Below are 22,583 nucleotides of genomic sequence, written 5' to 3'. Positions count from 1 at the left end.
GTTGCTTAGCCGCCCATTGAGCGAGAAGAGGACGTTGAGCCTGCGGCGCTACGCTGCATGGTCGACTGTTTCGCTACCGACTCGCCAAAGCCGCCACGGGTGACGGTGGTGGTGGTGGCTGGCTTCGGCGCCATCGCGGTTTTCGGCACATTCATGGTGCGGCCCGGCTGGGCGGCGCCATAGCTCTTGCCGCTGGCGTCAGTGTACTGACCGTAGGCCGGGCTGGCCGGATTTTTCGAGCTGAACAGCGGCTGCTGTTGCGCCATGCCGCCGCCCATCAGGCGGCCCATCATGTAGCCAGCCATCAGCGGCATCCAGAAGCTGCCGCTGCTTTGCGCCTGCGCCTGGTTTTCCGGGGCGACGCCCGCCTGGGCTGGCGTCTGCTGGCACTGGCCTTCGCCAAACTCGGCGACGCAGTCTTCGCGGGTGGCATACTTCGGCGCAGTGCGCTCTGCCTCTTTTACCGCGTTGGTGTAGGCCGTGGTGCATTCGGCTGCTTTGCCCGGGTTGGCGGCGGAGCAGTCATCGGCGTTCTGGTACAGCGACACCGTTTCGTCGCTTTTTTCACAACCGGCGAGCATAAAGACCGCGGTGACGGCCAGCGCGACCGGCGTCAGATGGCGTGCGCTCCAGCTTTTGCGGAACGACGAATGATTAATATTTTTTGTCCGTTTCATATTTGTCTTCCAGGACCCAGTGGTATGGCGTGTGTTAACGCTCAGGATAGAGGATGAGTGGTGGAAAATGAAGCGAAGAGGGGCGCTAAGCGGGGGATCTTTACGTTGCCTTACGTTTAACGCATCGCCTGTCCGACGGACAGGCGATGCGCATCACAGTATGAGAATTACTGACGGAACGGATTGCTGCCGCTGCTCTGGGTGGTCCGTGCGGACGCCGGCTTCACCGCCGCGGTAGTGTTGCCGTAGCCATCAGCGGTGGCATCCTGTTGCGGATTTTCCGGCGCGACGCTATCTGCGGAGGTGGAGATGGGTTTACCCAGCGTGTTGTTCAGGGCGACCAGATCCTGCTCGTTCAGGGTACCTAACGCCGACTTAATGTTCAGCTCGTTGATCAGGTAGTTGTAGCGCGCATTCGAGAGCTGCTGCTTAGCGTTATACAGCGTAGTGGTGGCGTCGAGGACGTCAACGATAGTACGCGTACCCACCGAGTAGCCAGCTTCCATGGCATCCAGGGAGCTTTGCGCAGAGACCACCGCCTGTTTGTAGGCGTTGATGCTGCTGATGGAGGCGTTCACGTTGTTAAACGATGAACGCACAGTCTGCACGACGCTGCGGTGGGCGCTTTCCAGCTGCTCGCTGGCGCCGACGAAGTTGTATTGCGCCTGCTTGACCTGCGAGGTCACCGCGCCGCCCTGGTACAGTGGCAGAGAGAAGTTCAGGCCGATTTGGTTCTGCCCGGCATCGTTATCCTGGTATTGCTGAGGATTATTATGGGTTTTTGAACCACTGTAGCTAGTATTCGATATCCCACTCGACGCGGATAGGCTGAGCGTCGGCAAATGGCCGTCCTGCGCCTGGCGAATCTGCTCGCGAGCCAGGTCCTGGTTCAGACGCGCCTGCAGCAGCGACAGGTTGCGGTTCTCCGCTTCCTTCAGCAGGGCGTTGACCGCCTGCGGCTTGTTGGTTTTGAAGCCATTCACGTTCAGGGAGGCCAGCTCCGGATAGTAGTTACCGGTGACCTGACGCAGTTCTTCGACGGCGTTGTCGAGATCGTTACGCGCGGTGACTTCGTTCGCCAGCACGGCATCGTATTGTGAACGGGCGTTCTGTACGTCGGTGATCGCCACCAGGCCTACGTTAAAGCGCTGCGTGGTTTGATCCAACTGGCGATAAATAGCCTGTTTCTGCGCTTCGGTATAGGAGAGCGTGTCGATGGCGGCCAGCACTTTAAAATAGGCCGTCGCGGTATTCAGAATCAGTGTTTGCTGATCGGTCTGATACGTGACATCCTGAATCCCTGCCGTTTTTTCCTGCAGCGTCAGGGCGCGCCATTTCGACATATCAAACAGAACCTGCGTTAACTGCAGCGAGCCGCTGGTGACGTTTGAATTGATGCCGTTGCTGTCGCGATAGCCATTGTTATAGGTATAATCCGCTCCCAGCCCAAGCTGAGGCAGTAATGGACTGCGCGCTTCGTTGATCTTTTCGAACGCGGCGTCACGATCGGCTGCCGATTTACGCAGATCGGGGTTGCTGATGCGTGCCTGCTGGTAAACCTGAAGCAGGTTTTCCGCCTGGCTCATGGCGCTGAACCCGGTCAGGCTCAGGCCGATAAGAATGGGGAGCAATTTCTTCATTTGCATTCCTTGTTGTGAAGCATTTAGCGCTGGTCTAATTCTAAGAAAAATTCCGCTGATTGTATCGATTCTGCCGCCGTAAAAAGTTGGCGTTACGTGCCATCCGGCGGTAATTTGCACCAATCTAACATACGGACCGTAAAACGGTAGCCAAACGGTTTGGAAATCCCTAATTTCAGATTCGCAGGACATGACAATGAGCAAACCCACGCAGCAGGGAATTACCTTCTCCAAAAATGATGTAGAAATTATTGCACGCGAAACGCTATATCGTGGTTTTTTTTCGCTCGATTTATACCGTTTTCGCCACCGCCTGTTTAACGGCGGCATGAGTGGCGAAATCACCCGTGAAATTTTTGAGCGCGGGCACGCCGCCGTCTTGCTACCCTTTGACCCGGTGCGCGACGAAGTGGTGCTGGTCGAACAAATCCGTATCGCCGCCTATGATACCAGCGAGAGCCCGTGGCTGCTGGAGATGGTCGCCGGCATGATTGAAGCGGGTGAAACGGTGGAAGATGTTGCCCGTCGGGAAGCGCTGGAGGAGGCCGGGCTTGAAGTTGGGCGGACGAAACCAATATTAAGCTATCTGGCCAGTCCCGGCGGCACCAGCGAACGGTTATCGATCCTGGTGGGAGAAGTTGATGCATCGACGGCAAAAGGCATTCACGGCCTGGCCGAGGAAAACGAGGATATTCGGGTGCATGTGGTGAGTCGGGAGCAGGCTTACCAGTGGGTAGAAGAGGGGAAAATCGACAACGCAGCCTCTGTCATCGCCTTGCAATGGCTGCAATTGCATTATCACAATTTACGAAATGAGTGGACAAAATGAAGCGTTATACACCTGACTTCCCTGAGATGATGCGCCTGTGCGAGACCAATTTCGCGCAGTTGCGCCGCCTGTTGCCGCGAACGGATGCAGCGGGTGAGAAGGTAAGCTATCAGGTGGGAAGCGCGCAGTATCGGTTAACGATAGTTGAATCGACCCGCTACACTACACTGGTGGCAATAGAGCAGACTCTGCCTGCAGTGAGCTACTGGAGCCTGCCATCGATGACCGTCCGCCTCTACCATGACGCCATGGTGGCCGAAGTGTGTTCGAGTCAGCAGATCTTTCGCTTCAAAGCGCGATATGATTATCCTAATAAAAAGTTGCATCAACGCGACGAAAAGCATCAAATTAACCAGTTTTTGGCCGACTGGCTGCGTTACTGTTTAGCACATGGAGCGATGGCGATTCCGGTTTGTTAGCGTCGTTAAACCTAAGGACACCATTTGGAAAGCCTGTTAAACCTACCTCTGGCTGGTGAGGCCAGAGTCAGGATATTACAAATTACTGATACTCACCTGTTTGCTGAAAAGCATGAAACGTTGTTAGGCATCAATACCTGGGATAGCTATCAGGCCGTACTGTCGGCCATTCATGCCTCACAGCGTCCATGCGATCTGATTGTCGCAACAGGCGATCTGGCGCAGGACCACTCCTCCGCGGCCTATCAGCATTTTGCTGAGGGCATCGCGAGTTTTGCTGCACCCTGCGTCTGGCTACCGGGCAACCATGATTTCCAGCCGGCGATGTACAGCACCCTGCAGGAGGCGGGCATTTCCCCTGCCAAGCGCGTGTTTCTCGGCGATCGCTGGCAGATCCTGCTGCTCGACAGCCAGGTGTTTGGCGTTCCCCATGGCGAGCTGAGCGACTTCCAGCTGGAGTGGCTCGAACATAAGCTGGCGGAGGCGCCGGAGCGCTATACCTTACTCCTGCTGCACCATCATCCGCTGCCGGCCGGCTGCAGCTGGCTGGATCAGCATAGTCTGCGCAATGCCGGCGCGCTGGACAGCGCGTTGAGCGCCTGGCCGCGGGTGAAGCATCTTTTGTGCGGCCATATTCATCAGGAACTGGATCTCGACTGGAATGGCCGGCGCATGATGGCGACGCCGTCGACCTGCGTCCAGTTTAAACCGCATTGTGCCAATTTCACTCTGGATACGGTGTCACCGGGCTGGCGCTGGCTGGAGCTTCACCCTGACGGGACGCTGACCACCGAAGTGTGCCGCCTGGAAGGCGCCGCGTTTCATCCGGATATTGCTTCAGAAGGCTACTGATGGCGACGCTCCTTTATCTGCACGGCTTTAACAGCTCTCCGCGCTCGGCGAAGGCGACGGCGTTAAAGACCTGGCTGGCGCAGCACTATCCTGAGATCACCATGGTGGTGCCGGAGTTGCCGCCTTACCCGGCGGAAACGGCGGAGCTGTTGGAGTCCATCGTGCTGGAGCACGGCGGCGAGCCGCTGGGGGTCGTAGGGTCGTCGCTGGGCGGCTACTACGCGACCTGGCTTTCGCAGTGCTTTATGCTGCCGGCGGTGGTGGTTAACCCGGCGGTGCGGCCGTTTGAACTACTAAACAATTTTCTCGGCCACAATGAGAATCCATACACCGGGCAGCAATATGTGCTAGAGTCTCGCCATATTTACGATCTCAAAGTCATGCAAATCGACCCGCTCGAAGCGCCGGATTTACTCTGGCTGCTGCAGCAGACCGGGGATGAAGTGCTTGATTACCGCCAGGCCGTGCATTACTACGCCTCTTGCCGGCAGACGGTAGAGGAGGGCGGTAATCACGCATTTGTCGGCTTTGACGATCATTTCACTCAGATTATCGAATTTCTCGGCCTGCGCTAAACGGCCCTGAACGACCTACGAATACACACCATGACGCAATCTTCATATAATGCTGATGCCATTGAGGTACTCACCGGGCTAGAGCCGGTGCGCCGCCGTCCGGGCATGTATACCGACACCACTCGTCCTAACCATCTTGGTCAGGAAGTTATTGATAACAGTGTGGATGAAGCGCTGGCAGGCCACGCCAAACGCGTGGAAGTTATCCTTCATGCCGACCAGTCCCTGGAGGTCATTGACGATGGTCGTGGGATGCCGGTCGACATCCACCCGGAAGAGGGCGTGCCGGCGGTTGAGCTGATCCTCTGCCGGCTGCATGCGGGCGGTAAGTTTTCCAATAAAAACTATCAGTTTTCCGGCGGCCTGCACGGGGTGGGGATCTCGGTGGTCAACGCCCTGTCAAAACGCGTGGAGGTCAACGTGCGTCGCGACGGTCAGGTCTACAGCATCGCCTTTGAAAATGGTGAAAAAGTGGAAGACCTGCACGTCACCGGCACCTGCGGCAAACGCAATACCGGGACCAGCGTCCATTTCTGGCCGGACGAAAGCTTCTTCGACAGCCCGCGCTTTTCCGTTTCACGTCTGACCCACCTGTTAAAAGCGAAAGCGGTGCTGTGCCCGGGCGTGGAAATTGTTTTCCGCGACCAGGTGAACAACAGCGAGCAGAGCTGGTGCTATGCCGATGGCCTGAACGATTACCTGAGCGAAGCGGTGAACGGCCTGCCGCTGCTGCCGGAAAAACCATTCGTCGGCGCCTTCTCCGGCGAGACGGAGGCGGTGGACTGGGCGCTGCTGTGGCTGCCGGAAGGCGGCGAACTGCTGACCGAGAGCTACGTGAACCTGATCCCGACTATGCAGGGCGGGACGCACGTTAACGGTCTGCGTCAGGGGCTGCTCGACGCGATGCGTGAGTTCTGCGAGTACCGTAATATCCTGCCGCGCGGCGTGAAGCTGTCAGCGGAAGATATCTGGGATCGCTGCGCGTACGTGCTGTCGGTGAAGATGCAGGATCCGCAGTTCGCCGGGCAAACCAAAGAGCGCCTGTCGTCGCGCCAGTGCGCGGCGTTCGTCTCCGGCGTGGTGAAGGACGCCTTCAGCCTGTGGCTGAATCAGAACGTGCAGGCCGCGGAGCTGCTGGCGGAGATGGCCATCTCCAGCGCCCAGCGCCGTCTGCGCGCCGCCAAAAAAGTGGTGCGCAAAAAGCTGACCAGCGGTCCGGCGCTGCCGGGTAAGCTGGCGGACTGTACCGCCCAGGATCTGAACCGTACCGAGCTGTTCCTCGTCGAAGGGGATTCGGCGGGCGGCTCAGCCAAGCAGGCGCGCGATCGCGAATATCAGGCGATCATGCCGCTGAAGGGCAAGATCCTTAATACCTGGGAAGTCTCTTCCGATGAAGTGTTAGCTTCGCAAGAAGTGCACGACATTTCGGTGGCGATTGGTATTGACCCGGATAGCGATGATTTAAGCCAGCTGCGCTACGGTAAAATTTGCATTCTGGCGGATGCGGACTCCGATGGTCTGCACATTGCCACCCTGCTGTGCGCGCTGTTCGTAAGACATTTCCGTACCCTCGTGAAAGAGGGGCACGTCTATGTGGCGCTACCGCCGCTGTACCGTATCGACCTCGGTAAAGAGGTTTACTACGCGCTGACGGAAGAAGAAAAAACCGGCGTGCTGGAGCAGCTAAAGCGCAAGAAGGGCAAGCCAAACGTCCAGCGCTTTAAAGGGCTCGGTGAGATGAACCCGATGCAGCTGCGCGAAACCACCCTTGACCCGAATACCCGCCGCCTGGTGCAGCTGGTGATCAGCGATGAGGACGAGCAGCAGACCACGGCGATAATGGATATGCTGCTGGCCAAAAAGCGTTCGGAAGATCGTCGCAACTGGCTGCAGGAGAAGGGCGATATGGCGGATCTGGAAGTGTAAGTCTGTACGCTGCGCCAGACGTAAAAGGGAGCCTCAGGCTCCCTTTTTCATGGCATTACTGAGTCGGCGGACTTAAACGCCAGCCTGCAGAATACGGATGCTGGTCTCCAGCACATCGCCTTTGACCGCTTCCGACCAGGCTTTCATGTGCGGGGTTTGCAGGTGTGCTTCAAGATGCGCGACGCTTTCCCACTGCTCGACCATGACGATAGAGTCGGGCGCTGTGGTCTGGAAGCTGACGCCGGCGGCATGATCCACCAGCGGGGCATAGCCGTGGCAGCCGGCCTCCTGCAAAACGGTCGGAATAATTTTCGCGAACTGATCGAGAACCGCCTGGCGGTGGTGCTGGCCCGGGCGGGTACGGATTTCTGCAATCACTGTTAACATGGTTAACTCAACTCCTTCTGTGTGGATCTCGTCATACTCCAGGTTCGAATAACTCGAAATATGTAGAGCTAGACCTCTAGTTAACCAAAAATTTCCGCCAGATGCTTGCGATATTCTGCGATATACCGTGGGACATCAGGCATTTTAATCACGTCGTTGGCGATAAAGGTCGGCAATGCCTCCATGCCGAGGAACTGATTGGCTTTATGGAACGGCAGGTAAACGCCGTCAACGCCGACGCCGTGGAAGAACTGGTCTTTGTCGGTGAAGGCTTCCATCGGCGCGTTCCAGGTCAGAGAAAGCATATATTTTTTCCCCTGCACCAGGCCGCCGGAGCCATATTTTTTGCTGGCGTCGGAGCGGGTACGGCCATCGCTGGCGTACAGCGAGCCGTGGCCTTCGGTAAAGACGTCATCCATATATTTTTTCACCGTCCACGGAGCGCCCATCCACCAGCCCGGCATCTGCCAGATCACCACATCGGCCCACAGGAAATTCTGTACTTCTTCTTTTACGTCGTACTCGCTTTCGGCGCGAACGCTTTTAACATCGTGCCCGGCGTCGCGCAGATAACTCTCCGCGACCTCGGTCAGGGTGTCGTTCAGTTGACCATTAGAGTGCGCGAACTTTTTCGCCCCATTGATAATCAGGATGTTGCTCATTTTTTACCCTCATATATGAAAATTTGCCGACGATCTTACCCCGCGAAGCGGGGCAGTAAAATGAGCAAAATGTGCAAAGTCTTTTGCCAAATGAGCAATAATCTCGCTACCAGTACACGTGGGCCTCGAAGCCGCCGTCGCGCGCGTTGGCAAAATCAACCTGCATGCCGTGCAGCGAGGCGATGCGCCGGACGATCGACAAGCCCAGGCCGCTGCCCGGCGCCTCCTGCCCCGGCGGACGATAAAAACGCTCGCCAATGCGCGAGAGCGCCTGCGGGCTAATGCCTGGGCCGTTATCGCGCACCCGGAACTCGCGGGCGTTGAGCGTGATATCGACCTGGCTGCCGCGAGGGCTATAGCGTACGGCGTTATCCAGCAGATTGCGCACCAGCAGACTGAGCAGCAGCGGCTGGCCGGTGCGGACGATATGGCTGGCATTAAGATGCAGGCGCAGCTCAATCCCGGACTGCTGCGCCGGGTGATACATCTCCATCACTGCCGACTGCAGCAGATCGGCGATAGCGACCTGCTGCACATCATCCAGTTGGGCGAGCGAGTCCAGCCGCGACAGCGTCAGCAGCTGATCCACCAGTCGGGTGGCGCGATCGATCCCCTGGTGGAGCTGATCCAACGCTTTCTCACGCCCTTCGGGATCGTCCAGGGAGAGTTGAGCGACTTCGGTCTGCACCTTCAGCGCCGCCAGCGGGCTGCGTAGCTCATGGGCGGCATCAGAGGTAAACCGACGCTCGCGCAGCATGGCGTCGTGAGTGCGTCGGAACAGCTGATTCAGCGCTTCGACCAGCGGGCGAACTTCGGCGGGGATCTTCTCCACGCTGAGCGAATCCGCCGAGTCCGGCGCGCGCAGGCGCAGCGTGCGCGCCAGATTTTTCAATGGCGCCAGCTCGCGGCTTAACAGCACGATAAGCAGCACGAACATCAGCGGCAGGGCAACCATCCACGGGGTGAGCTGCGAGGTCACGATATCCATCGCCATTTCGCGCCGGTAATCCCACTCCTGGCCGACGGCGATGCGGTAGCGGCCGTCGGCGGTGGTTAACCACAGGAAACGCCACTCGTCATCGTCGTCACGCAGATAGCCATCGCTGAATCCCTCGCGCTGCGAATTCCACTGAATATCCTCTCCGTTCTCGCCGTCATTAAGCACCATTTTGCCGTCGCGGGTGAAGATGGCGAACGCCAGCGCGTCGTCGTCGATGTGCCCGTGGCGTACCTTTTTCTTTTCCCCGAGCGAGGCGGGCGGGGCGCGCAGTTCATCGAAATGCATGACGCTCAGGCGGCGAGCGAACAGCAGCTGCTGGGTATCGAACAGCTTATCCAGCTTTTTGCTGGTCTGCTGCCAGGCGATAACGCTGGCCATCCCCCAGGCGGCGGCGGTCAGTACGGCAAACAGCAGCGTCAGGCGCAGGCGCAGGCTCAGGCGGGCAAGTCGTTTCATGCGTCACCCAGGGTATAGCCGATGCCGTGGACGGTACGGATAAAGTCGCTGCCGGGCTTGCGGCGCAGATGATGGACGTGAACTTCCACGGCGTTGCTGGAGACCTCGTCGTCCCAGGTGTAGAGCTTTTCCTCGATAAGCTTACGCGGCAATACGCGCCCGGCGTTGCGCATAAGCAGTTCCAGCAGGGCGAACTCCTTCGGCTTCAGCGCCAGGCTTTCGCCGTCGAGGCTGGCGGTTAAGCGGTTCGGATCGAGGATCACCTTGCCGTGGCGCAGTTCGCTGCTGCTCTGGCCGTGCGCGCGGCGGATCAACGCTTCGAGGCGCGCTGCCACCTCAATCAGGGCGAAAGGTTTGCACAGGTAGTCATCGGCGCCCAGGCGCAGGCCCTCCACCCGCTGGCTGAGGGCATCGCGGGCGGTGAGGATCAGCACCGGCTCATGGCGGCCTTTATCGCGCCATTCGCGCAGAATATCGAGGCCATCGATGCCGGGTAGGGTGAGGTCAAGGATTGCGGCGTCGTAGGGGGCGCTGTATAAGGCATTTTTGCCCTCCAGCCCGGCGGTAAACCAGTCAATGCTAAAGCCCATTTTGCTCAGCCCGGCTTTGATGCCGTCGCCGATAAGCTTGTCATCTTCCACCAGTAATATGCGCATGTTTCCCTCCGACGATCCCGTTTCTTTGCGCAGTAAACCGCGTTGAAGCGGGTGATGTACAGCATTAAAATTTCTTTTTTCCGCTTAAGAAGTCGTTAAGTTTTGTCGGGCGTAATAGGAGCCATACCAACACAAAAGGGAGAATATAAGATGAAAAAAATTGCTGCGATGACCGCGATTATTGCTTTGGTTTCCATGCCTGTACTGGCCGCCGGGCAGGGAGGATTCACCGGACCGTCTACTACCACTACCACCCAGGCTGGCGGCTTCACCGGGCCGAGCGGCGCGGTGACCACCGTGGCGAACGCCAAGTCGCTGCGTGATGACACCTGGGTGACCCTGCGCGGTAAAATCGTCGAGCGCATCTCTGATGACCTGTATAAATTCCAGGATGCTTCCGGGGTGATCAATGTCGATATCGACCACAAGCGCTGGAACGGCGTGACCGTCGGCCCGCAGGACACAGTAGAAATTCAGGGGGAAGTCGATAAGGACTGGAACTCGGTAGAAATCGACGTTAAACAGATCCGTAAAATCGCGCCATAAGTCTCCGTCGGATAAGCGCAAGATCGGTCAGGAATCGCGATCCTCGCTCTGTCAGAGTATGTCGCGAGGAGGAGACGATGAACGATATTAAGGCCAGCCCGGCTTATGTCGGGCGCTTCCAGCGCGTCTGTAGGTACATTGCGCGCCATCTTGATGAGCCGCTGTCGTTGGAGACGCTGAGCGCGATAGCGCACAGTTCGCCTTACCATTTTCACCGGCAATTTAGCGCTTATACCGGCATTCCATTGTACCGGTATATTCAGTGGTTGCGTCTGCGACGCGCCTGTTGGCGCCTGGCGTTCAACCCCCGCGATAAAGTCATTGATATTGCCCTTGATGCCGGATTTCAGAATGCGGAGTCGTTCAGTCGTGCCTTCCGTACCGCGTTTGACCAAAGCCCGACCCAATTCCGTCAACAACCGGACTGGGCCGAGTGGCATCGACGCGTACCGAAACATACGCTACAGGAGCAAACGTCGATGGACGTCAACATTATTTCGTGCACCTCCACCCGGATAGCCGTACTGCAACATCGCGGTAGCCCGGACCTTGTCAACGCCACCGCCGCGCGTTTTATCGCCTGGCGTAAGACGAGCGGATTATCGCCCGTCGCCACCAGCGATACCTGGGGGATCGCCTGGGACGATCCGCAGACCACCCCGCAGGAGGCATTTCGTTTTGATATCTGCGGTACGGTCGATCGGCCGGTTGGTGAAAACGCCTTTGGCGTGATTAACGGCGAAATCCCCGGCGGACGCTGCGCCGTCGTGCGCCATCACGGCTCGCTGGACACGCTGGCGAACAGCGTTTGGTTTCTCTATCGCGACTGGTTACCCGCTTCAGGCGAGACGTTACGGGATTTTCCGGTGTACTTCCGTTACCTCAATTTTGTCCATGAGGTGGCTGAGCATGAACTGCAAACCGATATTTATCTGCCGCTGGCCTGATTAAGCGTGACGGAATCCTCAGCCGATCTCACGGCCTGTGACTCAGGGCGTGAGATCGGGTATTATCGCGGGTAGTTTTGCCGTCCGAACGGTCGGTACCCAGATTGAGGATCCACGATTAATGAGCGATATGGCAGAGCGCCTTGCGCTGCATGAATTTACGGAAAATGCTTACCTGAACTACTCCATGTACGTGATCATGGACAGGGCATTACCGTTTATTGGCGATGGCTTAAAACCGGTCCAGCGTCGCATCGTCTATGCGATGTCCGAGCTGGGGCTGAACGCCAGCGCGAAATTCAAAAAGTCCGCCCGCACCGTCGGCGACGTGTTGGGTAAATATCACCCGCACGGCGACAGCGCCTGCTATGAAGCGATGGTGCTGATGGCGCAGCCGTTCTCTTACCGCTATCCGCTGGTGGATGGTCAGGGAAACTGGGGGGCGCCGGACGATCCCAAATCTTTCGCCGCCATGCGTTACACCGAATCCCGCCTGTCGAAGTATGCCGAGCTGCTGCTCAGCGAGCTGGGGCAGGGGACGGTCGACTGGGTGCCAAACTTTGACGGCACGCTGCAGGAGCCGAAAATGCTGCCAGCGCGTCTGCCGAACATCCTGCTGAACGGCACCACCGGCATCGCGGTAGGCATGGCGACCGATATTCCTCCGCACAACCTGCGGGAAGTGGCCAAAGCGGCGATTACGCTGATTGAGCAGCCGAAAACCACCCTCGACGAACTGCTGGATATCGTACAGGGGCCGGATTTCCCGACCGAGGCGGAGATCATCACCTCGCGGGCGGAAATTCGCAAAATCTACCAGAACGGGCGCGGCTCAGTGCGCATGCGCGCGGTGTGGAGTAAAGAGGACGGCGCGGTGGTGATCAGTGCGCTGCCGCATCAGGTCTCTGGCGCCAAAGTGCTGGAGCAGATTGCGGCGCAGATGCGCAATAAAAAGCTGCCGATGGTTGACGATCTGCGCGACGAATCGGACCACGAAAACCCGACCCGTCTGGTGATTGTCCCGCGCTCCAACCGGGTGGATATGGAACAGGTGATGAACCACCTGTTCGCCACCACCGATCTGGAGAAGAGCTACCGCATCAACCTCAATATGATCGGCCTTGACGGCCGCCCGGCGGTGAAAAACCTGCTGGAGATCCTCAGCGAGTGGCTGGTGTTCCGTCGCGATACCGTGCGTCGCCGTCTAAACCATCGGTTAGAGAAAGTGCTGAAGCGCCTGCATATCCTCGAAGGTTTGCTGGTGGCGTTTCTTAATATCGATGAAGTGATTGAGATCATCCGCACTGAAGATGAACCGAAGCCGGCCCTGATGTCGCGCTTTGGCATCAGCGAAACCCAGGCGGAAGCGATTCTGGAATTAAAACTGCGCCACCTCGCCAAACTGGAAGAGATGAAGATCCGCGGCGAGCAGAGCGAGCTGGAAAAAGAGCGCGACCAGCTGCAGGCGATTCTGGCGTCTGAACGTAAGATGAACAACCTGCTGAAAAAAGAGCTGCAGGCCGATGCCGATGCCTTCGGCGACGACCGTCGCTCGCCGCTTCACGAGCGTGAAGAAGCGAAAGCGATGAGCGAACATGACATGCTGCCGTCTGAGCCGGTGACTATCGTTCTGTCGCAGATGGGCTGGGTGCGCAGCGCCAAAGGACACGACATTGACGCCCAGGGCTTGAGCTATAAGGCGGGCGACAGCTGGAAAGCCTCGGCGAAGGGCAAGAGCAACCAGCCGGTGGTGTTTATCGATACCACCGGACGCAGCTATGCCATCGATCCGATTACTCTGCCTTCCGCGCGTGGCCAGGGTGAACCGCTTACCGGCAAACTGACCCTGCCGCCGGGCGCGACCGTGGAGCATATGCTAATGGAAAGCGACGATCAGAAACTGCTGATGGCTTCCGACGCGGGCTACGGTTTCGTCTGTACCTTCAACGATCTGGTGGCGCGCAACCGTGCCGGGAAAGCGCTAATCACCCTGCCTGACAACGCGCACGTGATGCCGCCGCTGGTGATTGAGGATGAGTCCGATATGCTGCTGGCCATCACCGCCGCCGGGCGGATGCTGATGTTCCCGGTCAGCGATCTGCCGCAGCTGTCGAAAGGCAAGGGCAACAAAATTATCAGCATTCCGGCGGCGGAAGCCGCAGCCGGCCAGGACGGTCTGGCACATCTGTTTGTTCTGCCGCCGCAGAGTACGCTGACCATTCACGTCGGCAAACGGAAGATCAAACTGCGTCCGGAAGAGCTACAAAAAGTCACCGGCGAGCGCGGCCGCCGCGGTTCGCTGATGCGCGGGCTGCAGAAAATTGACCGCGTGGAAATTGACTCGCCGCGTCGTGCCGCGGCAGGCGATAGCGAAGAGTAAGCGCGTCTCCTCCCGTCTTTGACGGGAGGAGACGAAAAAATGCCGCAAAATCGTTGTTTATTCAGGCGTTGCGATTAACAATGTCCATCATCAGGGACCCAGGAAGAACGGTCCCGGCCTGCGCAGAACTTGTGAGCCTGCCTTCTGCCAGCAGCGAATAATTCTAAGCGGTTTGGGTTTTAGAGGTAGCTATGCTATTCATTTTTCGAGTAATTTTCGTGGTCATTTATTGCATCGTAGTGTGCGTACTTGGCTGTCTGTACTGCTTGTTCAGCCCACGTAATCCAAAACACGTTGCCACTTTCGGCCATCTGTTTGGCCGTTTATCTCCGGTATTTGGCCTCAAGGTAGAGCTACGCAAACCCGCCGACGCGGAAAGCTATGGCAACGCGATCTACATCGCTAACCACCAGAACAACTATGATATGGTGACGGCGTCGAATATCGTGCAGGCTCCGACGGTCACCGTAGGTAAAAAGAGCCTGCTGTGGATCCCGTTCTTTGGCCAACTGTACTGGCTGACGGGCAATTTGCTGATTGACCGTAATAACCGAACCAAAGCGCACGGCACTATTGCCGAAGTCGTCAACGCTTTTAAAAAGCGTAAAATTTCGTTCTGGATGTTCCCGGAAGGGACCCGTAGCCGCGGCCGCGGCCTGCTGCCGTTTAAAACCGGGGCTTTTCACGCGGCTATTGCCGCTGGGGTGCCGATTATTCCGGTGTGTGTCTCGAATACATCGAATAAAATAAAGCTCAATCGCTGGAACAACGGTCTGGTGATTGTGGAAATGCTGCCGCCGGTAGATACCACTCAGTTTGGTAAAGACAACGTGCGCGCGCTGGCGACGCATTGCCGCGAGCTGATGGCCGCCAAAATCGCTGATCTGGACAACGAAGTGGCCGAGCGCGAAGCGGCTGGAAAGCAATAAGACAGGAAACGCCGCCAACGCGCGCGTATTGCTGGCGGGAAACGAATTCCCTTTTTCATTTGTCAGTATGTCATGGAGTTAATATGTCACTCAGTCGGCGTCAGTTTATTAAGGCTTCCGGCGTAGCGCTGTGCGCTGGCGCCGCGCCGCTGAAGGCCCATGCCGCCGGCCAGCAGCCTGAGCTGCCGGTTCCGCCGCTGCTGGAATCTCGTCGCGGCCAGCCGCTGTTTCTGACGCTGCAGCGTTCCCACTGGTCGTTTACCCCCGGCACCCGCGCCCCCGTCTGGGGGATCAATGGCCGCTATATGGGGCCGACGATCCGCGTCTGGAACGGAGACGACGTCAAGCTTATCTACAGCAACCGCCTGACGGAGAACGTGGCGATGACCATCCGCGGTCTGCAGGTGCCTGGCCCGCTGATTGGCGGCGCGGCGCGCATGATGTCGCCGAACGCCGACTGGGCGCCGGTGCTGCCTATCCGCCAGAGCGCGGCGACGCTGTGGTATCAGGCCAACACGCCGAACCGGATGGCGAAACAGGTTTACAACGGTCTGGTGGGCATGTGGCTGGTGGAAGACGAGGTCAGCAAGAACCTGCCGATCCCTAACCACTATGGCGTCGATGACTTCCCGGTGATTATTCAGGATAAACGGCTGGATAACTTCGGCACGCCGGAATATAGCGAACCGGGCAGCGGCGGCTTTGTGGGCGACACGCTGCTGGTTAACGGCGTGCAGAGCCCGTATGTTGAAGTGTCGCGCGGCTGGGTGCGCCTGCGCCTGCTGAACGCTTCCAACTCCCGGCGCTATCAGCTGCAGATGAGCGATGGCCGACTGCTGCATGTGATTTCCGGCGATCAGGGGTTCCTGCCGGCGCCGGTTTCGCTCAAGCAGCTATCGCTGGCCCCGGGGGAGCGGCGTGAAATTCTGGTCGATATGACTAACGGCGATGAAGTATCCATTACCTGCGGCGAAGCGGCGAGCATCGTCGACCGTATCCGCGGTTTTTTTGAACCGTCAAGCATCCTGGTCTCCACGCTGGTGCTGACGCTGCGTCCGACCGGGCTGCTGCCGCTGGTGACCGACAGTCTGCCGGTGCGCCTGCTGCCGACCGAGCTGCTCTCCGGTACGCCGATCCGCAGCCGGGATATCACCCTTGGCGACGATCCGGGCATCAACGGCCAGCTGTGGGATCCGCAGCGTATCGATATCACGGCGCAGCAGGGGACCTGGGAGCGCTGGACGGTGCGCGCCGACCGCCCGCAGTCGTTCCATATTGAAGGGGTGATGTTCCAGATCCGTAATGTCAACGGCTCGTCTCCTTTCCCGGAAGATCGCGGCTGGAAGGACACCGTGTGGGTCGACGGGCAGGTTGAGCTGCTGGTCTATTACGCCCAGCCGTCGTGGCCGCACTTCCCGTTCCAGTATCTGAGCCAGACGCTGGAGCTTGCCGATCGCGGCTCGATCGGCCAGATGCTGGTGAATCCCGCGCCGTAATCTCTTTGACCCTGGCCGGCGCACGGTCAGGGTTTGAGAAAATCCTCCTTCATTTCCACTATCATTCCGGCTTATAATCCACGCCCTTTTGGTTATTTTTTTATCATTTTCCCCGGAAGCAATATGAGCGCAATATCCCTGATCCAACCGGATCGTGACCTTTTTTCCTGGCCGCAATACTGGGCTGCCTGTTTTGGCCCTGCGCCCTTTTTACCGATGTCGCGTGAAGAGATGGATCAACTTGGCTGGGATAGCTGCGACATTATTCTGGTTACCGGCGACGCCTATGTCGACCACCCGAGTTTCGGGATGGCTATCTGCGGCCGCATGCTGGAAGCGCAGGGTTTCCGGGTTGGGATCATCTCCCAGCCGGACTGGAACAGCAAAGACGACTTTATGCGTCTGGGAAAACCGAACCTGTTCTTCGGCGTGACCGCCGGCAACATGGACTCAATGATCAACCGTTACACCGCCGACCGTAAACTACGTCATGACGATGCCTATACGGCGGGTAACGTGGCGGGCAAACGTCCGGACCGCGCTACCCTCGTCTATACCCAGCGCTGTAAAGAGGCGTGGAAAGATGTGCCGGTGATCCTCGGCGGCATCGAAGCCAGCCTGCGTCGTACCGCCCACTATGATTACTGGTCCGACACCGTGCGCCGCTCGGTGCTGGTGGACTCCAAGGCCGATATGCTGATGTTCGGCAACGGCGAGCGTCCGCTGGTGGAAGTGGCTCATCGCCTGGCGATGGGCGAAACCATCGACCAGATCCGCGATGTGCGCAATACCGCCATCATGGTGAAAGAGGCGCTGCCGGGCTGGAGCGGCGTGGACTCCACCCGTCTGGATACGCCCGGTAAAATTGACCCCATCCCGCATCCGTACGGTGAAGATCTGCCGTGCGCCGATAACAAACCGGTCGCGCCGAAAAAACAGGAAGCGAAAAGCATTACTGTGCAACCGCCGCGGCCCAAACCGTGGGAAAAAACCTATGTACTGCTGCCTTCCTTCGAGAAGGTGAAAGGCGATAAGGTCCTGTACGCTCACGCCTCGCGCATTTTGCACCACGAAACCAACCCCGGCTGCGCCCGGGCGCTGATGCAAAAGCACGGCGAGCGCTACATCTGGATCAACCCGCCGGCAATCCCGCTCTCCACCGAAGAGATGGACAGCGTCTTCGCGCTGCCGTACAAGCGGGTGCCGCATCCTTCCTATGGCGATGCGCGTATTCCGGCGTATGAGATGATCCGCTTCTCAATCAACATCATGCGCGGCTGCTTCGGCGGCTGTTCGTTCTGCTCGATCACCGAGCACGAAGGACGCATAATCCAGAGCCGTTCTGAGGATTCGATCATTAATGAGATCGAAGCCATTCGCGACACCGTGCCCGGCTTTACCGGGGTGATCTCCGATCTCGGCGGGCCAACGGCCAACATGTATATGCTGCGCTGTAAATCGCCGCGCGCTGAGCAGACCTGCCGCCGTCTCTCCTGCGTCTATCCGGATATTTGCCCGCACATGGATACCAACCATGAGCCGACGATCAATCTTTATCGCCGCGCTCGCGAGCTGAAGGGCATCAAGAAGATCCTTATCGCCTCCGGGGTACGCTATGACATCGCGGTCGAAGATCCGCGCTATATCAAAGAGCTGGCGACCCACCACGTCGGCGGCTATCTGAAGATCGCCCCGGAGCATACCGAAGAGGGACCGCTGTCGAAGATGATGAAGCCGGGAATGGGCAGCTACGACCGCTTTAAAGAGCTGTTCGACACCTATTCGAAGCAGGCGGGTAAAGAGCAGTATCTGATCCCGTACTTTATCTCCGCTCATCCGGGGACCCGTGATGAAGATATGGTGAACCTGGCGCTGTGGCTGAAGAAGCATCGCTTCCGTCTCGACCAGGTGCAGAACTTCTATCCGTCGCCGCTGGCGAACTCGACCACCATGTATTACACCGGCAAGAACCCGCTGGGTAAAATTGGTTATAAGAGCGAAGAGGTGATGGTGCCGAAGGGCGATAAACAGCGCCGTCTGCACAAAGCGCTGCTCCGCTACCACGATCCGGCAAACTGGCCGCTGATCCGTCAGGCGCTGGAGGCGATGGGCAAGAAGCACCTGATTGGCTCCCGTCGCGACTGCCTGGTGCCAGCGCCAACCCTGGACGAAATGCGTGAAGCGCGTCGCCAGAACCGCCATACTCGTCCGGCGCTGACCAAGCACACGCCGATCGCCCATCAGCGCCAGACGCCTGCCGCTGCGGGCGCGAAAAAACGCGTTAAGCCGAAGGCCGTATCACGCTAAGCGGCTGGCCCGGCGGGATCGCTCGCCGGGAACATCTGTGAAAAAAGGAGAGAGGTGATGACGCCGGTCATCCTGTCGCGACAACAACTGGACCAGCTCTGGGAGATAGACCGCAGCGAAATTATCGATACGCTCTACCGTCTCGATAACGGTCAGCTGCGGGCTTATCAGGAATATTATGACGTGCGTGGCTGGGACCCTCACGATCGTCAGGTTTATACTCCGATTCACGAGGCCTGTTACGATCGCGGCGGTATTTTTTTCGCCTTTTTTGACGATGAGCAGATGATTGCCGCAGCGGCGCTGGATACGCTGCCTCGCGGCATGAATGGCGAGCTGCGCCAGCTATTATTCTTTTATGTCGGGGCGGGAAAGCGCGGCCAGGGCTGGGGGCGGCGACTGTTTCAGTATGCCCTGCACCAGCTGCCAGAAATGGGGGCGTCCGGCCTCTATATCTCGTCGATCCCCAACAAAAACACCGTCGATTTTTATCTGGCTCAGGGATGTCGCTTAGCGGATAAGCCCGACCCGGCGCTGTTTGCGCTGGAGCCAGAGGATATTCATCTGGTCTGCGATCGCCTTTAACGCTGAGGCGCTAAAGGCGATGGCAAGAGAGAGCATTACCCGCCAAACTGATCCGGGTCAGGACCGAGACGTTTACCCTGGTCCAGCTTCGCGATCGCTCCCAGCTCATCTTTGTCGAGACGGAAGTCCCAGACGTCAAAGTTTTCCGCAATACGCGACGGCGTGACGGATTTCGGGATCACCACCAGACCGCTGTCGAGATGCCAGCGGATGACGATTTGCGCCGGCGTTTTGCCGTACTTATCGGCGAGCTGGTGGATGACTTTTTGATCGAAGACGCCTTCGCCGCCCTGGGCCAGCGGGCTCCAGGATTCGGTCTGGATCTTGTGGGTGGCGTTCCACGCGTGCAGCTGACGCTGCTGCATAAGTGGATGGAGTTCTATCTGATTGATCACCGGGGCGACGCCGGTTTCATCAATCAGCTTCTGCAGATGCGGTACCTGGAAATTACACACGCCAATGCTTTTGGTCAGCCCCTGCTGCTGCAGCTCGATCAACGCCTGCCAGGCCTCGACGTAATGGCCGATAGCCGGTACCGGCCAGTGGATTAAATAGAGATCCACATAGTCCAGCTTCAGTTTGCTGAGGCTCTCTTTCAGCGCCTCGTGCGGCCGTTTTTGATCGTCGTTCCACAGCTTGGTTGTGATGAAGAGCTCATCGCGGTTGACGCCAGCGCTGTGCAGCGCATTGCCGACGCCGGTCTCATTTTGGTACGCGGCGGCGGTGTCAAAAGAGCGATAACCGACTTCCAGCGCCTTATGAATGGCGGAGACGACTTCCTCGTTGCCAGCTTTCCACACGCCGAGACCCAGCTGCGGCATCAGGTTGCCGTCGTGCAGTTTTATAACGGTTGGATGTGTCATGCCTTCCTCCTGTTAATGAACTCGGCGAAGCAGGATCCGCCGAGGGGTAGCATTAAGTCTGGACGAAATAGCTAAAAACGGTAGTAAAAACACCTCTCCCCGGCGTTTGTTTAACGTAAGGAGAGGTGAATCAGGCGGGGAGCGCTTAGCGTGCAGCCTCGTAAATACGGCGGCTGACGTCCAGGGTGATATCCTGATGTTCGCCAAGTTTAGTCATGCCGTGCTCTTCCAGTTTCGCCAGCAGCGCCGGGATGGAGCTACCGTCGAGACCGTAATCGGAAAGGCGGGTCGGCACGCCCATCTGCTCGAAGAACTGACGCGTTGCGGCGATGGCGGCATCGATACGTTGGTCGTCAGAGCCTTCGGTAATATTCCACACGCGCTCGGCATACTGCAGCAGCTTCTCGCGCTTGGCATCGCGTTTCTCATTCCACAGCGCCGGCAGCACGATAGCCAGCGTCTGGGCGTGATCCAGGCCGTGCATCGCCGTCAGCTCGTGGCCGAGCATATGCGTCGCCCAGTCCTGTGGCACGCCTGCGCCGATCAGGCCGTTCAGCGCCTGCGTCGCCGCCCACATAATATTGGCGCGCACGTTATAGTTCTCCGGTTCCTGCAGGGCTTTCGGGCCATCCTCGATCAGGGTCAGGAGAATGCCTTCGGCGAAGCGGTCCTGGATTTTGCCGTCAACCGGGTAGGTCACGTATTGCTCGACGGTATGGACGAAGGCGTCAACCACGCCGTTCGCGACCTGGCGCGGCGGCAGGGTATAGGTATAAACCGGATCGAGGATCGCGAACTGCGGCTGGACGTGCGAAGACATAAACGCGCGTTTGTCGCCGGTGGTTTTCCGCGATATGACCGCGCCTTTGTTGGATTCAGAACCGGTCGCCGGCAGAGTCAGTACCGAGCCCATTGGAATGGCGCTGGCAATTTTGCTGCCATAGGTTTCCAGAATTTCCCACGGATCGATATCCGCGTCGTAGTGGGCTGCTGCAGCGATAAACTTGGTGCCATCCAGCACCGAACCGCCGCCGACCGCCAGCAGGAAGGTCACTTTCTCTTCCCGGGCGAGTTTCACCGCATTCATCAGGGTTTCGTAAGACGGATTCGGCTCGATGCCGCCAAATTCAAGGACATCCAGGCCATTCAGAGCGGTGAGGACCTGATCCAGGACGCCTGTTTTTTTGACGCTGCCGCCGCCGTAGGTGATCAGTACGCGGGCTTCCGCCGGGATCTGTTCACGCAGCTTTTCAATCGCGCCTTTGCCAAACAGAATGCGGGTTGGGGTATGCAGGTCGAAATTATTCATTGCTTAAGTCCTCCAAAGAGTAAAACCGTCGACAGGGACGATACCGCTGCCCGATGAAGGTTATTGTGGTCCTGGCGCCGTTGACCCTCAATGCACATTCCTGCCGATGTCTTGCCTATTTCTCCATATGGCTGGAGAATTTGTAGCGGCCTGCGCACAATGTACAGGTGAAGAAACATCGGGAGAGACGGTGGCAATGCAACACGCAGAGATATGTCGGACATTAACGGAGAAGATTAACCTGCTGAAAGATAAGCACGAAATGTTAAGTTCGTTGCTGCCTGACGTCCGTTTGCTGTACGGAACGCAACCGGGGCCCCGGACGCCGGTGATGTATCAGCCGGGGATCGTTTTTCTCTTTTCGGGCCATAAAATTGGTTATATCAATGAACGGACTTTTCGCTACGATACAAACGAATATTTACTGTTGACCGTGCCGCTACCTTTCGAGTGCGAAACCTTTGCCACCCCGGAGGTGCCCCTCGCCGGGATGCGCCTGAACGTCGATATCCTGCAACTGCAAGAGCTGCTGATGGATATTGGCGAAGATCCGCTGTTTCAGCCCGCGGTCGCCTCCAGCGGGATAAACTCCGCGGTACTCTCGGAGGATATTCTGTGCGCTGCCGAACGGCTGCTTGACGTGATGGAGCGGCCGCTGGACGCACGGATCCTTGGCAAGCAAATCGTCCGCGAAATTCTGTATTATGTGCTGACGGGGCCCTGCGGCGGCGCGCTGTTGGCGCTGGTCAGCCGGCAGACCCACTTCAGCCTGATAAGCCGCGTGCTCAAGCATATCGAAAGCCAGTACACCGAAAACCTCAGCGTCGATCGGCTGGCGGCGGAAGCGAATATGAGTGTGTCAGCGTTTCACCATAATTTTAAAGCGGTGACCAGCACATCTCCTTTGCAGTATCTGAAAAACTACCGTTTGCACAAAGCACGAATGCTGATGATCCATGACGGCATGAAGGCCAGCGCGGCGGCGATGCGCGTGGGATATGAAAGCCCTTCGCAGTTCAGCCGCGAGTTTAAGCGCTACTTCGGTTTGACGCCGGGAGAAGACGCCGCGCGTATTCGCACGATGCAGGGGATGTAATACCGGGAAAGGGCGGCCGGGCGGGCGCAGGCCCCCCGGCAGATAA

The 22,583-nt window shown here is 58.1% G+C and carries 20 protein-coding genes and 1 pseudogene; 13 read left to right on the top strand and 8 right to left on the bottom strand.

The window, feature by feature from the left end; all coding sequences use genetic code 11:
- Nucleotides 1-5: 5 nt before the first annotated feature.
- The gene (locus KHQ23_RS05470; RefSeq protein ID WP_002916849.1) at nucleotides 6-677 is read right to left on the bottom strand and encodes a DUF1190 family protein; all 672 of its coding nucleotides are present in this window, start codon (nucleotides 675-677) and stop codon (nucleotides 6-8) included.
- A gap of 167 nt (nucleotides 678-844) precedes the next feature.
- Nucleotides 845-2,317: an outer membrane channel protein TolC gene (tolC, locus tag KHQ23_RS05465; protein ID WP_004174363.1), complete on the bottom strand. Its 1,473-nt coding sequence runs from the start codon at nucleotides 2,315-2,317 to the stop codon at nucleotides 845-847.
- A gap of 196 nt (nucleotides 2,318-2,513) precedes the next feature.
- Here tolC and nudF point away from each other — a divergent pair, with 196 nt between their 5' ends.
- The 5 genes from nudF to parE are packed head-to-tail and all read left to right on the top strand — an operon-like array spanning nucleotide 2,514 to nucleotide 6,918.
- Complete coding sequence (gene nudF, locus KHQ23_RS05460; RefSeq protein WP_002916848.1) at nucleotides 2,514-3,146, top strand: ADP-ribose diphosphatase; 633 nt, start codon at nucleotides 2,514-2,516, stop codon at nucleotides 3,144-3,146.
- The gene (locus KHQ23_RS05455; RefSeq protein WP_002916847.1) at nucleotides 3,143-3,565 is read left to right on the top strand and encodes a DUF1249 family protein; all 423 of its coding nucleotides are present in this window, start codon (nucleotides 3,143-3,145) and stop codon (nucleotides 3,563-3,565) included. The genes nudF and KHQ23_RS05455 overlap by 4 nt, the downstream gene beginning before the upstream one ends.
- Before the next feature lie 24 nt (nucleotides 3,566-3,589).
- Nucleotides 3,590-4,417 (top strand): 3',5'-cyclic-AMP phosphodiesterase, encoded by an 828-nt coding sequence (gene cpdA / locus KHQ23_RS05450; protein ID WP_002916846.1) that lies wholly within the window; start codon nucleotides 3,590-3,592, stop codon nucleotides 4,415-4,417.
- A complete protein-coding gene (yqiA, locus tag KHQ23_RS05445) occupies nucleotides 4,417-4,992 on the top strand; it encodes an esterase YqiA (protein ID WP_002916845.1) in 576 nt (191 codons plus the stop codon). The genes cpdA and yqiA overlap by 1 nt, the downstream gene beginning before the upstream one ends.
- 30 nt (nucleotides 4,993-5,022) lie before the next feature.
- Nucleotides 5,023-6,918, top strand: a complete 1,896-nt coding sequence (gene parE / locus KHQ23_RS05440) for a DNA topoisomerase IV subunit B (RefSeq protein WP_002916844.1) — start codon at nucleotides 5,023-5,025, stop codon at nucleotides 6,916-6,918.
- A gap of 72 nt (nucleotides 6,919-6,990) precedes the next feature.
- On the opposite strand, the gene KHQ23_RS05435 is transcribed toward parE, so the two are convergent.
- The 4 genes from KHQ23_RS05435 to qseB form a co-directional block, all read right to left on the bottom strand.
- Nucleotides 6,991-7,305, bottom strand: coding sequence for a putative quinol monooxygenase (locus KHQ23_RS05435; RefSeq protein WP_002916842.1), 315 nt, complete (start codon nucleotides 7,303-7,305; stop codon nucleotides 6,991-6,993).
- An 80-nt stretch (nucleotides 7,306-7,385) separates the two neighbouring features.
- Nucleotides 7,386-7,967: an NAD(P)H-dependent oxidoreductase gene (locus tag KHQ23_RS05430; protein WP_002916840.1), complete on the bottom strand. Its 582-nt coding sequence runs from the start codon at nucleotides 7,965-7,967 to the stop codon at nucleotides 7,386-7,388.
- A gap of 106 nt (nucleotides 7,968-8,073) precedes the next feature.
- Complete coding sequence (qseC, locus tag KHQ23_RS05425) at nucleotides 8,074-9,423, bottom strand: quorum sensing histidine kinase QseC (protein ID WP_021468311.1); 1,350 nt, start codon at nucleotides 9,421-9,423, stop codon at nucleotides 8,074-8,076.
- A complete protein-coding gene (gene qseB / locus KHQ23_RS05420; RefSeq protein ID WP_211776951.1) occupies nucleotides 9,420-10,079 on the bottom strand; it encodes a quorum sensing response regulator transcription factor QseB in 660 nt (219 codons plus the stop codon). Before qseB ends, qseC begins: the two co-directional genes overlap by 4 nt.
- Before the next feature lie 150 nt (nucleotides 10,080-10,229).
- On the opposite strand from qseB, the gene KHQ23_RS05415 reads away from it, so the two are divergent.
- The 7 genes and pseudogenes from KHQ23_RS05415 (at nucleotide 10,230) to KHQ23_RS05385 (ending at nucleotide 19,269) form a co-directional block, all read left to right on the top strand.
- Entirely contained in the window at nucleotides 10,230-10,625 is a 396-nt protein-coding gene (locus tag KHQ23_RS05415) for a YgiW/YdeI family stress tolerance OB fold protein (RefSeq protein WP_002916833.1), read from the top strand.
- Between the two features lie 77 nt (nucleotides 10,626-10,702).
- Complete coding sequence (locus KHQ23_RS05410; protein ID WP_021468310.1) at nucleotides 10,703-11,572, top strand: GyrI-like domain-containing protein; 870 nt, start codon at nucleotides 10,703-10,705, stop codon at nucleotides 11,570-11,572.
- A 121-nt stretch (nucleotides 11,573-11,693) separates the two neighbouring features.
- Nucleotides 11,694-13,952, top strand: a complete 2,259-nt coding sequence (gene parC, locus KHQ23_RS05405) for a DNA topoisomerase IV subunit A (protein WP_004181324.1) — start codon at nucleotides 11,694-11,696, stop codon at nucleotides 13,950-13,952.
- A gap of 191 nt (nucleotides 13,953-14,143) precedes the next feature.
- A complete protein-coding gene (gene plsC / locus KHQ23_RS05400) occupies nucleotides 14,144-14,881 on the top strand; it encodes a 1-acylglycerol-3-phosphate O-acyltransferase (protein WP_002916826.1) in 738 nt (245 codons plus the stop codon).
- A gap of 83 nt (nucleotides 14,882-14,964) precedes the next feature.
- Nucleotides 14,965-16,377: a cell division protein FtsP gene (ftsP, locus tag KHQ23_RS05395; protein ID WP_032435079.1), complete on the top strand. Its 1,413-nt coding sequence runs from the start codon at nucleotides 14,965-14,967 to the stop codon at nucleotides 16,375-16,377.
- 33 nt (nucleotides 16,378-16,410) lie between these two features.
- A pseudogene (locus KHQ23_RS05390) lies at nucleotides 16,411-18,742 on the top strand (YgiQ family radical SAM protein).
- Nucleotides 18,742-19,269, top strand: coding sequence for a GNAT family N-acetyltransferase (locus tag KHQ23_RS05385; protein WP_032421832.1), 528 nt, complete (start codon nucleotides 18,742-18,744; stop codon nucleotides 19,267-19,269). The pseudogene KHQ23_RS05390 and the gene KHQ23_RS05385 overlap by 1 nt, the downstream one beginning before the upstream one ends.
- A gap of 35 nt (nucleotides 19,270-19,304) precedes the next feature.
- Here the strand turns inward: KHQ23_RS05385 and dkgA are convergent, their stop codons facing one another.
- Both dkgA and yqhD read right to left on the bottom strand, forming a co-directional pair.
- Nucleotides 19,305-20,132 carry a 2,5-didehydrogluconate reductase DkgA gene (gene dkgA, locus KHQ23_RS05380; protein ID WP_002916796.1) on the bottom strand — a complete coding sequence of 276 codons (828 nt, stop codon included), beginning with the start codon at nucleotides 20,130-20,132 and terminating at the stop codon, nucleotides 19,305-19,307.
- 145 nt (nucleotides 20,133-20,277) lie between these two features.
- Nucleotides 20,278-21,441 (bottom strand): alcohol dehydrogenase, encoded by a 1,164-nt coding sequence (yqhD, locus tag KHQ23_RS05375; protein ID WP_004144551.1) that lies wholly within the window; start codon nucleotides 21,439-21,441, stop codon nucleotides 20,278-20,280.
- Nucleotides 21,442-21,637: 196 nt separating this feature from the next.
- On the opposite strand from yqhD, the gene KHQ23_RS05370 reads away from it, so the two are divergent.
- A complete protein-coding gene (locus KHQ23_RS05370; protein WP_004144552.1) occupies nucleotides 21,638-22,537 on the top strand; it encodes an AraC family transcriptional regulator in 900 nt (299 codons plus the stop codon).
- Nucleotides 22,538-22,583: the final 46 nt, after the last annotated feature.

The sequence above is a fragment of the Klebsiella sp. 64 genome (assembly GCF_018223915.1).
GTDB lineage: Bacteria > Pseudomonadota > Gammaproteobacteria > Enterobacterales > Enterobacteriaceae > Klebsiella > Klebsiella pneumoniae.
The sequence above is the reverse complement of the archived record's forward strand: the minus strand, read 5'-3'. Positions and strand labels throughout refer to the sequence as shown.